This is a genomic window from Arthrobacter sp. MYb221 (assembly GCF_002979835.1).
Classification (GTDB): domain Bacteria; phylum Actinomycetota; class Actinomycetes; order Actinomycetales; family Micrococcaceae; genus Glutamicibacter.
In genome coordinates this window covers 154,036-166,141 of the sequence record NZ_PCPW01000005.1, presented here as the reverse complement: position 1 = coordinate 166,141, position 12,106 = coordinate 154,036, and the positions used below count along the sequence as shown (strand labels likewise).

12 protein-coding genes are annotated in these 12,106 nt (G+C 60.9%); 6 read left to right on the top strand and 6 right to left on the bottom strand.

Annotated elements, in window-relative coordinates:
• Positions 1 to 53 precede the first annotated feature (53 nt).
• The 3 genes from CQ015_RS08420 (at position 54) to CQ015_RS08410 (ending at position 2,583) form a co-directional block, all read left to right on the top strand.
• Positions 54 to 332, top strand: coding sequence for an HPr family phosphocarrier protein (locus CQ015_RS08420; RefSeq protein ID WP_096285728.1), 279 nt, complete (start codon positions 54 to 56; stop codon positions 330 to 332).
• Between the two features lie 141 nt (positions 333 to 473).
• Entirely contained in the window at positions 474 to 1,772 is a 1,299-nt protein-coding gene (locus tag CQ015_RS08415) for an MFS transporter (protein WP_105649850.1), read from the top strand.
• Positions 1,773 to 1,839: 67 nt separating this feature from the next.
• The gene (locus CQ015_RS08410) at positions 1,840 to 2,583 is read left to right on the top strand and encodes a polysaccharide deacetylase family protein (RefSeq protein ID WP_105649849.1); all 744 of its coding nucleotides are present in this window, start codon (positions 1,840 to 1,842) and stop codon (positions 2,581 to 2,583) included.
• A 6-nt stretch (positions 2,584 to 2,589) separates the two neighbouring features.
• Here the strand turns inward: CQ015_RS08410 and CQ015_RS18935 are convergent, their stop codons facing one another.
• From CQ015_RS18935 to CQ015_RS08395, 3 genes are all read right to left on the bottom strand, one after another.
• Positions 2,590 to 3,021, bottom strand: a complete 432-nt coding sequence (locus CQ015_RS18935; protein ID WP_176484155.1) for an SRPBCC domain-containing protein — start codon at positions 3,019 to 3,021, stop codon at positions 2,590 to 2,592.
• A gap of 142 nt (positions 3,022 to 3,163) precedes the next feature.
• Entirely contained in the window at positions 3,164 to 3,532 is a 369-nt protein-coding gene (locus tag CQ015_RS08400; protein WP_105553544.1) for a hypothetical protein, read from the bottom strand.
• A 264-nt stretch (positions 3,533 to 3,796) separates the two neighbouring features.
• A complete protein-coding gene (locus tag CQ015_RS08395; protein ID WP_105569787.1) occupies positions 3,797 to 5,452 on the bottom strand; it encodes a thiamine pyrophosphate-dependent enzyme in 1,656 nt (551 codons plus the stop codon).
• A 441-nt stretch (positions 5,453 to 5,893) separates the two neighbouring features.
• Here CQ015_RS08395 and CQ015_RS08390 point away from each other — a divergent pair, with 441 nt between their 5' ends.
• From CQ015_RS08390 to CQ015_RS08380, 3 genes are all read left to right on the top strand, one after another.
• Positions 5,894 to 7,423: a sodium:solute symporter gene (locus CQ015_RS08390; RefSeq protein ID WP_105569788.1), complete on the top strand. Its 1,530-nt coding sequence runs from the start codon at positions 5,894 to 5,896 to the stop codon at positions 7,421 to 7,423.
• Positions 7,424 to 8,017: 594 nt separating this feature from the next.
• The gene (locus CQ015_RS08385; protein ID WP_096285740.1) at positions 8,018 to 8,299 is read left to right on the top strand and encodes a helix-turn-helix domain-containing protein; all 282 of its coding nucleotides are present in this window, start codon (positions 8,018 to 8,020) and stop codon (positions 8,297 to 8,299) included.
• A gap of 1 nt (position 8,300) precedes the next feature.
• A complete protein-coding gene (locus tag CQ015_RS08380) occupies positions 8,301 to 9,587 on the top strand; it encodes a HipA domain-containing protein (RefSeq protein ID WP_105649848.1) in 1,287 nt (428 codons plus the stop codon).
• Here the strand turns inward: CQ015_RS08380 and CQ015_RS18930 are convergent.
• The 3 genes from CQ015_RS18930 to CQ015_RS08365 all read right to left on the bottom strand — a co-directional run bounded on the left by CQ015_RS18930 (position 9,568) and on the right by CQ015_RS08365 (position 12,064).
• Positions 9,568 to 9,927, bottom strand: a complete 360-nt coding sequence (locus CQ015_RS18930) for an NUDIX domain-containing protein (RefSeq protein WP_181150379.1) — start codon at positions 9,925 to 9,927, stop codon at positions 9,568 to 9,570. The two genes, CQ015_RS08380 and CQ015_RS18930, sit on opposite strands and share 20 nt — an antisense overlap.
• Positions 9,928 to 9,965: 38 nt before the next feature.
• Positions 9,966 to 11,255: an adenylosuccinate synthase gene (locus CQ015_RS08370; RefSeq protein WP_105569790.1), complete on the bottom strand. Its 1,290-nt coding sequence runs from the start codon at positions 11,253 to 11,255 to the stop codon at positions 9,966 to 9,968.
• Between the two features lie 155 nt (positions 11,256 to 11,410).
• Complete coding sequence (locus CQ015_RS08365; RefSeq protein WP_105649847.1) at positions 11,411 to 12,064, bottom strand: Pr6Pr family membrane protein; 654 nt, start codon at positions 12,062 to 12,064, stop codon at positions 11,411 to 11,413.
• Positions 12,065 to 12,106 lie beyond the last annotated feature (42 nt).

Here is a 12,106-nt window from a genome sequence, read left to right as displayed (position 1 = left end):
CGAAGACCTAAGTACTTTAAGCTTACGAATACCACCGATCAAAAGGAGCCATCATGGCAGAACGTACAGCAATCATTGGAAGCCGGGTTGGCCTGCATGCCCGTCCGGCTGCAATCTTCGCCGAAGCCGCCGGTGAGCTTCCGGTCGAGGTCACCATCGCCTTGGAAGGAGAACCTGCCGAGGACGCGCTGGATGCCTCGAGCATCCTCTCGCTGATGGGGCTGGGAGCCGAATACGGCACCAAGGTCGTGTTGCGCGCCGAAGGCGAAGGGGCCGAGGCCTCCCTGGAGCAGCTGGTAACGCTGCTGGAAATTGACCACGACTCCGAGTAGTCAAAGCTTCTCTGCTTAGCCCCGTGCAGCACCCGTCAAGGGTGCGGCACGGGGCTTTTGCGTGCACCCGAATTTACTGATTGACAAAATTCAATCAGTGGCTGGATGATTGGTCTTACGCACGTTTATGCAGGAGCACCCATGAGCAGATTGCAAGACTCGGTGCTGCGTCTAGTCAAGCCATTCGCCCACCGGGATTATGCGCTGCTAGCCAGTTCCCTAATCATTTCCACCTTTGCCGCGGGCATGTGGGCGGTGGCGATGGTCTACCAGGTGCGCCGCCTGGGCGGCGGACCGATGGAGCTGTCCATGGTGGCCACGGCCAGCAGCGTGGGGCTGCTCGCCCTGGTTTTGCTCGGCGGCATCCTGGCGGACAGGTACTCCTGCCGGAGAATCGTAATTTTCGTTCAGCTGCTTTCGCTGCTTATCATGAGCGCCACCACGGTGCTGGCACTCACCGGCGTCATCGAGTTGTGGCATCTGATCGTGACCGGCTTTCTCGCCGGGGCGGGTTCCGCGTTCTTCTACCCGGCCTATTCGGCGCTGCTGCCACGAATGCTTCCACCCGAAGACCTGCTGGCCGCCAACGGATTGGAAGGCACCGTGCGCCCGGTGGTCCATACCGCCATTGGCCCCATGGTTGCCGGCTTCCTCGTGGCCGCGGTCTCCCCGGCGCACGCCATCGCGGGGATCGCCATCTGCCATCTGATCGCGATCTTTGTCCTGCGCACCATAGCCCACCGCAAGGAATACGATGCTCCGGGCCATGCCGATCCGCAGGCCGCTGCACCCGGCGTGCTGCGTCAGCTGCGCGAGGGCGTGGGCTACACCCTGCGCACCGGCTGGTTGCGCTGGACCCTGATCTTTTCGGTCATCTCGGTATTCACCTTCATCGGACCATTTGAGGTGCTGCTGCCATTTATCGTCAGCGACAACCTTGGCGGGGACGCGAAACTCTTCGGGTACACCCTGGCCTTCTTCGGCGCTGGTTCGGCGATCGGTTCGCTGCTCATCGCTTCGTCGAAATTCCCGCGGCGCTATCTGAGCGTGATGACCGCCTGCTGGTGCCTGGGCACCCTGCCCTTGGCTCTGGTGGGATACGTGGATGCCGCTTGGATGCTTTTCGCGATTCTATTGCTCTTCGGAATCACCGATGCCGTGGGCATGGTCATCTGGGGTACCCTGCTGCAGCGACGCGTGCCGAAGCACCTGCTGGGACGCATCTCCAGCCTGGACTTCTTCGTCTCCTTGGCGCTGATGCCGCTATCCATGGCGGTCGCCGGGCCGCTGAGCCAGCTGATGAGCCTGCAAGCAATCTTCATCATTGCCGGGGTGGCCTCGCCGCTCTTCGGGCTGCTCGCCTGGCGGGCCGGGAAGTTTGCGCGCGACGAGCTGCAGCATCCGCTGGACTCTGCCGCGCAGCCGGCTGCGCAGAGTTAGCCGTGAAATTCGCGCCGTGGGGCGTGGCAGCTTGGCGCCAGCGCCATTGGAGGTAGATGGTTGAAGGATGAGTTCGTTCTCCCGCCGCGGCTACCGCTTTTCCGTGCTGGCTATCGCCATCGCCTTGCTTGCCGGCTGCGCCGCACAGCCTGCGGCGCAGCCGACGCCCGCCGAGCCAAGCCCCGCAGCCGTGGACTGCGCGGCCACCAAGTGCGCCGCGCTGACCTTTGACGATGGGCCCGGGGAGTTCACCGACAGGCTTTTGGACGAATTGGGCGCGCAGCACACCCCGGCCACCTTTTTTGTGCTGGGCAAAAACGTCAAGAAGCACCCGAAAACCCTGGAGCGCATGGTCCAAGAGGGACACCAGATCGGCAGCCACACCTTTGACCACAAGGATCTCACCACGCTGACCGCCGAAGGCATCGAGCAGGAGGTGCAGTGGACCGAGGAAGCAATCGAGGAGGCCGCCGGGGTGCGCCCCGATATCCTCCGGCCACCCTATGGCTCCCACGGCGCGGTTTATGACCGGCTGGTGCCCTACCCGCTGGTGCTGTGGGATGTGGACACGATGGACTGGCAGCATCATGACCCGGAAAAGACCGTGGAAATAGCCATGGAGGAAGTCAACCCCGGCTCCATCATCTTGATGCACGACATCCACGAAAGTTCGGTCCAGGCCGTGCCGCAGCTGGTGGAAGAACTTCGGCAGGCGGGCTACACCCTGGTGACCGTCGAGCAGCTTTTCGCCGGAACCGAGTTCAAGGATTCCAAGGCCTATGCCAAGCGCAGCATGCCGCACAGCCAATAGGTTCTGCTACGGCGCCTGCTCGGCGTAGAGCCTGAGCTGATCGAGCATATCTCCCTCCGCCTCGCGCACCGAGGCGGCAAGCTCTTCGCATTGCTCAACGGTGAGATCCGGATTGATCACCGCCACCTGGAGCACCACTTCGGTGTACCCGGCATCATCTTTCAAATCAAAACGGTAGGAGAGGCCATCTGGATTTTCGGAAGTGTGCGCCACCAGCAGGCGGTTCTCGATCAGGTCGTGGATCCGGTAGTGGCGCTCGTGCTTGCCTACCCGATATATCAGCTGCGTGCCTACGCGTAGCTGCACGTCGTCGGAATGCATGGTGGCAATGCCCGGCATCCATAACGGGGTGGCCGCCCAGTCGGTCAGCAGTTCCCAGACGCGGTGCACCGGCAGGTGAATCACCACGGTGCTTTCAAAGACGCTGAACTGGCTCATAACGGCATCGTCCCACCAATCATCCGATATGGAAATAGCAGGATCCATTTTTCCGCTCCGGCCTGCCGGTTTCGGCGAGCAAAAAACCGACCCGCCCACGGCGAACCATGGGCAGATCGGCTTCGTGCGTGGGGATCTGGGTTTACCAGTCGTCCTCGTCATCGGCTTCGGAGGTTCCCAATTCGGGTTCCTGCTCCTGGTCGAAGTTGTACCAGGCTTCGGTGAAGCCCACCATCTCGTCCAAGGCTTCCTGCTGATCATCGTCGAGCGCTTCCAGCGCTTCGTCGTTGTTCAGGATCGCTGTCACCGCAAGGAATGGGTGGCGCTCAAAGTAGTCAAGTGGAGTGGCCGCCCGATTGAAGGTCAGGTTTTCACTCTGTGCAAATAGCTCAATGTATTGCCCTACGGCGCCCGGCATTCGGGTCAGCGAGATGCCGGATAGGGATTCGTTGTAGATTTCGGCAGTGGCATCGGCCCACTGCTCAATGAGCTCTTCGCTCATTTGTGCCATCTGATTCTCCGCCTTGGTGGGTTGGGATTGGATTGCTCTCGTATTCCGTAGGAATTCAGCTTAAACCGTCCCACCGGGCATGCCAAGGCGATAGGAGTGGGATTTATCATTGCCCGGGTTGCAGGCCGCGCCAACGGCAGGCCGCTTGGTCCTCCGCGGCAGCTCTCGAATCGATCGGGAGGCCGATTTCCGGGTACAGGGCAGGGGTTAAAGCACTCAGCGAGCGCCGCCGGGCACTCGCTGAGCACTGCGACTTGGAGCCGCCTAGTAGGCCTTGACGCCCTGCTCCACGATCAAATGGATCAACGCGAAAGTTTTCTCTCCGTCGATGGCGGCGAACGCCGCTTCGACTGCCGCGGGAACGTCCGCGTCCTTTTCGACGCGCACGCCGTACCCGCCGAAGGCCTGGGCCATCAGCGCAAAGTCCGGATTCTGCAACTGCGTGCCGGAGACCCGGCCCGGGTAGTGGCGTTCCTGGTGGGTGCGGATGGTGCCGTATTGCTGGTTGTCCATGACGATAACCAGCGGGGTGGCGCCATACTGGGTGGCGGTCGCCAGTTCCTGGCCGTTCATCATGAATTCGCCGTCCCCGGCTATGGTGACCACGCGGCGTCCCGGGTAGGACAGCGAAGCGGCCACCGCCGAGGGGATGGAATAACCCATCGAGCCGTTACGCGCCGAGAGCATCGAGGCGTAGCCGTTGGTGGGGAAGTAGCGATGCGCCCAGTTGGTGTGCTCGCCAGCCCCGAAGGTCACCATGGCATCTTCCGGGAGGGATTCGACCAGGTTGGCCATGAGAGTTGCCATCCGGGCCTGGCCCTCCCCCGGAACCGCCGAAGGCAGTAGCGCGAACTTCTCCTGCTCGCCGCGCATGCGGCCAGTCCATGCGCGCCAGGAGTCCTTGACCTTCAGGTCCATGAGCATCAGGTCGCGGACGAACACGTCGGGCTTGGCCACGATCTGGTGCGAGACGGGCCCCGAACGGCCACGCAGCGATGGGTCGATAGTCACCAGGAAGTTCTTCTTATCCCAGTTTTGGCGGATGTTGAAGCCGTCGGTAATCACATCTCCGGGCACGGTGCCTACGAAGATGAGCAGGTCCGTTTCTTCGAGCAGGTCATAGGTGGGCTTGGGACGGCCGTACCCGATGGGCCCCACATAAGACGGGGAGTTGAACGGCACGGTTCCTTCGCAACGCCATTCGGCGGCGGCCGGCAGGTCGTGCTCTTCGAGCCAGCTGGTGAAGTTTGCCGCCCCCTCATGGGACCAGTCGTTGCCGCCGAAGATGAACAGCGGCTTATCGGCTTCCTGCAGCGCCTCGTTCAACGCTTTCCAGTCGGTGACGGTCATGCCGCCGGTAGCGACAGGGATCGCAGGGTGCACCTCCGCAGGCACCTGCCGGGTGATGATGTCTTCTGGCAGTCCGACCACCACCGGGCCGGGGCGGCCGGACATGGCGGCGAACATGGCTTCGGCGACGATTTCCGAGGCTCGATCGGGATGGTCCAGGATCATCACGCGCTTGGCGCCGGTACCGAACCAGGCCTTCGGATCGAATTCCTGGAAGGCCTCCTTGCCCCGGTGCTCGAAGGGAATCAGTCCCACGAAGAGCACCAGCGGAGTGGAGTCCTGCCACGCGGTGTGCAAACCGACATGGGCGTTCGCGGCACCCGGGCCACGGGTGACCATCGCGATTCCCGGGCGCTGGTGCATTTTGCCGTCGGCTTCGGCCATATAAGTGGCTCCGCCTTCATGGCGGCAGACGATGGTGTCGATGGCCGAGTGGTGCAGGCCGTCAAGGACGTCGAGGTAGCTTTCGCCCGGTACGACGTAGGCGCGTTCCACGCCATGGGCTGCAAGGGTGTCGACAATGACGTGTCCGGCCGACTTCATTGTCGACGGCTGACCATTTTCACTCATCTTTTAGGCGTCTTTCTATCGAAAAATCGGGGGGGGACGCTCATACGAAAAAAGGTGCCACAGAGGCACCGGATGCAACGTTGCGTCGTCGTGAAACAGTACTCGAGTCCACGCAGCATCGCACAAGATCCATGGATTGCTACGCAAATATGACACGTTGCCCAACGATCATGCATATCGCTCGTCAAATTGTCCATAAAATTACGACAGGCAAGTCAGTGTGTTCCATCACAACAACCAAGGATAAATCAGACGAGTCGCACCTCGGCTTGCCTGCAGCTGGCTGGGCCGCGTCTCGAATACCCTGCAACTGTCGAAACAACCACCGGGCAAGCTTCATGTGTTTGACGACACACCGCTATCACCAATAGCCTGTAGAACAACAAAAGTTTACTTACGGTAATCTCGATTGCCCGCCCTCACAGAACACAGGCCACCTTCATGGAATACATCAACGGAATAATCGTTGCAGCTTATTTGGCGGCAATGCTGCTCTTCGGATGGTGGGGAAAATCGCGCACCAAGAACAGCAGCGACTACCTCGTAGCCGGACGTCGGCTAGGCCCCTTCCTCTACACCGGCACCATGGCGGCCGTCGTGCTCGGCGGTGCCTCCACCGTGGGCGGCGTCGGATTGGGCTACAAATGGGGCATCTCGGGAATGTGGCTGGTGGTCGCCATCGGGGCCGGAGTCATCCTGCTCTCGCTCTGCTTCGCGCCGACATTGCAAAGGCTCAAGGTCTTCACGGTGTCGCAAATGCTGACCCTGCGCTACGGCAGCAAGTCGGCCACCAATACCTCGGGCATGGTCATGCTCGCCTACACCCTGATGCTCTGCGCGACATCCACCAGCGCGTACGCGACGATCTTCGTGGTGCTCTTCGATTGGGAGAAGTGGCACGCCATCGCCATCGGCGGCGCGATCGTAGTGGTCTACTCGACTATCGGCGGCATGTGGTCAATCACCCTGGCAGACCAGGTGCAGTTCATCATCAAAACGATCGGCATCTTCTTGCTGATGCTGCCCTTCGCCTTGAACGCAGCCGGCGGAATGGCTGGCATCCGCGAACGAGTAGATGCCGAGTTCTTCAGCTTCACCGGCATCGGGTTGCAGTCAATCATCACCTACTTTGTCGTCTACACCCTTGGGCTGCTCATCGGCCAAGACATCTGGCAACGCGTATTCACCGCGAAAACTCCCAAGGTAGCCCGTTGGGGCGGCACCACCGCCGGGATCTACTGCATCATTTATGGCGCTGCCGGAGCGATTATCGGCATGGCTGCCCGGGTAGCCCTACCGGACATCGCTGGGGCAGATTCCAACCAGGATGTGGTCTATGCCGAGGTTGCAACCCAGTTGCTTCCGGTTGCTGTCGGCGGCTTGGTCATGGCCGCCGCGGTGGCTGCGATGATGTCAACCGCTTCCGGCGCATTGATCGCCGCGGCCACCGTGGCACGCGCCGACGTCACACCCTTTGTTGCCAGCTGGTTCGGCAAGACCGTCCAGGCCAACTCCGACGAAAATCCGGAGCATGACGTGCGCGCAAACCGCATCTGGGTCCTGCTCCTCGGCATAGTCACGGTCTCGCTGGCGATTCTGGTTGATGATGTGGTCGCTGCACTCACCATCGCCTATGACATTCTGGTCGGCGGTCTGCTGGTCGCCATCATTGGCGGGCTGATTTGGAAGCGCGGAAACGGCATCGGCGCCGCGGTCTCCATGGCGGCCGGTACAGTCGTCACCCTGGGCACTATGATCGTCTTGGAGATCCAGGCCGAGGAAAAATTCGCCGGCGTATACGCAAATGAGCCGATCTACTACGGACTAATTGCCTCAGCGCTGACCTTCGTGATCGTCTCCCTGCTCACCCGACCCACCTCGGCGCAGGTCATCGAGCATTGGAATCAACGAGTAGCAGGCAAGATCCAGGACGCTCCGGCCAGCACTACGGCACAGGAGTCAGCACTCTAGACCAGTAGGCAGCATCGGGGCGAACCCTCGTATTCGAGTCCCGCGCTCAGCCGTGAACGTCGCTGAGCACGGGGCTTGTTTTGTTATTCGACATCCAGCGCCACGGAATAGGCTGCGCAGGAATCCAGGAGGGCCATGAAATTATGAGTTCACAATTCAGCAGGACGCGTCTTTGCCGTACGGGAACTTGGAAACGGCAGTTTTGCAGCGTTGGAATCTCGGCATCTTTATCGATCCCGCCAAATTGAAACCCTTTATTTCCGATCTGTCGTTAATGCTCATATTTTCATCACCTGAAATAGTAGGTGCGGCAGCTGCCCTAGGCCGAGCATGATGATTGCCACGGTGACCATGATGATCAGCTTGCTGGTGGTGCTGGCCTTGTGGCACCTTAGCGGTAATGCGCAGTTTTTTGGTCTTTAGCGGCGCACAGCGATTAAAGACCAAACTTCTGTGCGTTAATGCTCACCATGCACTAATGCACAAGATTCTGCTCATTAGAGTCACCGACCTACTAAAACGCAAAAATCAGTACATTATGATGTCATTGGGGTTAATTCACGATAAAATGGGCTTTAAGAGAAAGGCGGGCGCATGCGAAACGACCCCAAAGCCATAGGAAGCACCTTGCGCAAACAGCGCATCGACCTCGGACTGAGCCAAGAGGACGTCGCCGACCAGCTCGGCATCTCCCGCAACACCATCAGCGCGATCGAAAACGGCAAGCTCGGCAACGCCAACATCCTGCTCGAAATCATGTCCCTCCTCGGCCTGGATCTGCTCATCGCCCCGCGCCACTCCGGCGAAACCAACGCCATCCGCAACAGCATGGCCCGCAACGCCCGCAGCATCCACCACCGAGTCAAGAGGAGCTGACGTGGCAGACCCGCAACTGGCACTATGGTTCGACGGAGTGCACACGGCCACCATCACCGATCACGGCTTCGGCACCATATCCCTGCAGTACACCCCCGAAGCCCAAAACAGCAGCGCACTGCTGTCCACCAAGCTGCCCATCCGGGAAGAACCCTACCCCTGGGTCGAATGCGTCCACTTCCTGGACGGCCTGCTGCCAGAAGACGACGTCCGCAAAATGCTCGCCGACAAGGCGAGAATCCCGCACGAGGACACCTTCATGATGCTCGGCGCCTACGGCAAGGACTGCGCCGGCGCCGTCCAAGTGCTCCCCCTGGGCGAAGAGCCCAACAACGAACCGCACAAAATCCGCTGGACCACCGACGAGGAACTGGCCAAAGCCATCGCCAGCCTGCCCACAGCACCCCTGGGCATCGGCATCGACAGCTCCATCCGGGTGAGCCTGGGAGGACTCCAAGGCAAGCTGCTCGTAGTCCGCGACGGACCCCGCATCGGCATGCCCCTGGACGGCAGTCCCACCACCCACATCCTCAAACCCGCGCGGCTGAATGAAGACGGCACCGAACAATGGCCGTCCATCGCCGAGCTGGAACTGTTCGGCCTGAGACTGGTCGAAGCCTCCGTGCGCCTGAGCCGCTCCAAACGCCAAATCGCCGCCGCCGCCGAAGTCATCACCGTCCAAGGCCGCAAAGCAATCCTGGTTGAACGCTACGACCGCGACGCCCAATCCAAACCGGTGCGGCGCATCCACCAGGAGGACTTCTGCCAAGCGCTCGGCATGAAGCAGAAGTACCAGAAACCCGCAGAGAACTCCCCCACGCTGAAGCTAATCGCCCAGGTCCTCACCGACAACGCTTCAAATCCTCCGCAAGAGCGAGAACTGCTGCTCAAATACCTGACCGTGAATCTGGCCTTGGGGAACTGCGACATGCACGCCCGGAACATCGGGTTGACCATCGACCGCGGAACCGTGCGACTGGCGCCGGCCTACGATGTGGTCCCCACCGCCGCATGGGCGCACGCCGACCGCGAGCTGTCCCTGCACGTAGGCGCCGGTGCGCACATCGACGAGGTCAATGGAAGGCATCTGATGGATGAAGCGGCCTCCTGGGGTGTCCCTTCGAAAATTGCCGCCAGGCAGATCCGTACCGCCCTGGGAGAGATGCTTGATGCGCTCCCGGCGCTCATCGAGCAATCGCGCGCAGAAGGCTGGTTCACCCCCATGATCCTCGACGTTGCCGATGACACCAGAAAACGCATCGGCCGGCTCACTCCGCCAAGTGCCTAGCGAAAAGGGAGCTGGCCCCCAGTTCCCCACTCACTTCGCGCACGCCCGCATCGAGAGGAGACTCGCCTGGTTCAGGCTTGCCACCCGGGACCATGAAAGTTGCCGTACCTCGTTTGCGGACTGCCAGAACCTGCCCGGCCTCGTGCCCGGTAATGCCCGCTGACAGTAATCTGTTCTGGAATTCGAGTTTCTTCTTGATCCACCCACGGGCTGGGTGTGCATGTTCGGAGAAACCACGAAGCCCGCCATCCAATCCTAGAACTTCATCTTGGGGTGACTGAATCCCACTACCAACACGTCTTAGGTTCGAGCGCACGAAAAAAGAGCCGTCGCAGTTCATCAATCAATGAACTGCGACGGCTCCCAAATGTCTAGGAATTAATCCTTAAGCAGATCGTGGCGCACGATGGTCTGATCGCGGTCCGGACCCACGCCGATGGCGGAGATCCGCGTGCCGCTGATCTTCTCCAGGGCCAGGATGTAGTTGCGCGCATTCTCTGGCAAATCTTCCATGCTCCGCGCCTCGGAGATGTCCTCGGTCCAGCCCGGGAAGTATTCGAAGATCGGCTTCGCGTGGTGGAACTCGGTCTGCGTCATCGGCATCTCGTCGTGGCGCACTCCGTCAACGTCATAGGCCACGCAGACCGGAATCTGCTCAATGTTAGTGAGCACATCCAACTTGGTCACGAAGTAATCGGTGAAACCGTTTACGCGCGAGGCGTGACGGGCAAGCACGGCGTCGTACCAGCCGCAACGGCGCGGGCGACCGGTGTTCACGCCGAATTCGCCGCCGGTGGTCTGCAGGTAGATCCCCATCTCGTCGAACAGCTCGGTGGGGAAAGGGCCTGCGCCCACGCGGGTGGTGTAGGCCTTGATGATGCCGATCGAACGGCTGATGCGGGTCGGGCCGATGCCCGAACCGACCGAGGCGCCGCCTGCGGTGGGGTTCGAGGAGGTGACAAACGGGTAGGTGCCGTGGTCAACGTCCAGGAAGGTGGCCTGGCCGCCCTCCATGAGCACCACCTTGCCCTCGTCCAGCGCGTTGTTCAGCTCGAAGGTGGAATCGATCATCAACGGGCGCAGGCGATCGGCATAGGACAGGAAGTACGACACGATGTCCTCGACGATCACGGTGCGCCGGTTGTAGATCTTCACCAGCAGTTCGTTCTTCTGGCGCAGTGCGCCTTCGACCTTCTGGCGCAGGATCGACTCGTCGAAGACGTCCTGCACGCGGATGCCGAGGCGTCCGACCTTGTCCATGTAGGCGGGGCCGATGCCGCGGCCGGTGGTGCCAATGGCACGCTTGCCCAGGAAGCGCTCGGTGACCTTGTCCATGGTCTGGTGGTATGGAGCCACCAGATGGGCGTTGGCCGAAACGCGCAGCTTCGAGGTATCGGCGCCGCGGGCTTCGAGGCCATCGATTTCTTCGAAGAGCGCTTCGAGGTTCACCACGCAACCGTTGCCGATGATCGGAGTGGCATTTGGCGACAGGATGCCGGCTGGAAGGAGCTTGAGCTCGTACTTCTCACCGCCGACGACCACGGTGTGCCCGGCGTTGTTGCCGCCGTTTGGCTTGACTACATAGTCGACGTGTCCACCGAGCAAATCGGTAGCCTTGCCTTTGCCTTCATCGCCCCACTGGGCTCCGACGATCACGATTGCTGGCATGGGATCCTCCCCCTTGCATAAAGCAGCGGTTGCGGCGCTCTTCACGCCGTCCCGGCACGGTGCCGGGCAAAAAATATGCCCCTGTACTTCTCACTTGGCCCAATGGGCTCAATGTAAGAGTTAGGGGCTCTTACGACCAAAGTTTACCGAAACGATTAGGGAATCTCGAGCTCAGCGTCACGGTGTCGTCCCCGCCGGCCATATGCGACGACGAGAAAGGCTATTCCCGCGAAGGCCACGGCAATGGAAACAACGTACAAGCCGATGACTCCGTATCCCTGATCCGGGTCGAGGAAGGGATAGGGGACCCACCCATCGACGGCCCCGCGAACCAGCACCACCCCGGTCCAGAGCAGCGGGTAAAGCAGGAGCACCGGTACCGCCGTGTAGGGCAAGGCCTTCCGCTCCTTAGCCAAGAGCCAATCGGCCAGAACCAGGATTGGGCCGAGAATATGCATCACCCAATTCGCCCACGGCAGCGGCACCCCGCCGGCAGCTCCCAAGGGTGCCAGCAAGGTGATATAGATCAGCCCGACGGCCACCATGCACATACTGGCCAAGGCCCGCAGGCCTACAACCCAGCGTGGCACCGCGGCGCCCTTGGCTAGGTCCATCGCCCCGGCGACGAGCCCGACGCCTACCACAATCAGGTTCGACTGGATCGTGAAGTAGCCAAAGAAATTCATCGCTTGCACCGGGCCTCGCGATGCGGTGTCTGCGTAAGTGGCCAAAATAGCGCCCAGGGTGACCAGCGCCCAGAGGATTCGAGCGAGGTTGAGATCGCGCACGGTTTTTTGAGGCGTCTTCACCTTCGAAGATTATCGCCTAGCGCTGCAGTATCCAATGGCTCT

What these genes read in the sequence shown, in the direction of transcription:
- CQ015_RS08370 (WP_105569790.1), bottom strand. Translation starts at nt 11,255, where the DNA reads ATGCCAGCAATCGTGATCGTCGGAGCCCAGTGGGGCGATGAAGGCAAA.
- CQ015_RS08385 (WP_096285740.1), top strand. Translation starts at nt 8,018, where the DNA reads ATGCGAAACGACCCCAAAGCCATAGGAAGCACCTTGCGCAAACAGCGC.
- CQ015_RS18935 (WP_176484155.1), bottom strand. Translation starts at nt 3,021, where the DNA reads ATGAGCCAGTTCAGCGTCTTTGAAAGCACCGTGGTGATTCACCTGCCG.
- CQ015_RS08420 (WP_096285728.1), top strand. Translation starts at nt 54, where the DNA reads ATGGCAGAACGTACAGCAATCATTGGAAGCCGGGTTGGCCTGCATGCC.
- CQ015_RS08415 (WP_105649850.1), top strand. Translation starts at nt 474, where the DNA reads ATGAGCAGATTGCAAGACTCGGTGCTGCGTCTAGTCAAGCCATTCGCC.
- CQ015_RS08400 (WP_105553544.1), bottom strand. Translation starts at nt 3,532, where the DNA reads ATGGCACAAATGAGCGAAGAGCTCATTGAGCAGTGGGCCGATGCCACT.
- CQ015_RS08410 (WP_105649849.1), top strand. Translation starts at nt 1,840, where the DNA reads ATGAGTTCGTTCTCCCGCCGCGGCTACCGCTTTTCCGTGCTGGCTATC.
- CQ015_RS08395 (WP_105569787.1), bottom strand. Translation starts at nt 5,452, where the DNA reads ATGAGTGAAAATGGTCAGCCGTCGACAATGAAGTCGGCCGGACACGTC.
- CQ015_RS08390 (WP_105569788.1), top strand. Translation starts at nt 5,894, where the DNA reads ATGGAATACATCAACGGAATAATCGTTGCAGCTTATTTGGCGGCAATG.
- CQ015_RS18930 (WP_181150379.1), bottom strand. Translation starts at nt 9,927, where the DNA reads ATGAACTGCGACGGCTCTTTTTTCGTGCGCTCGAACCTAAGACGTGTT.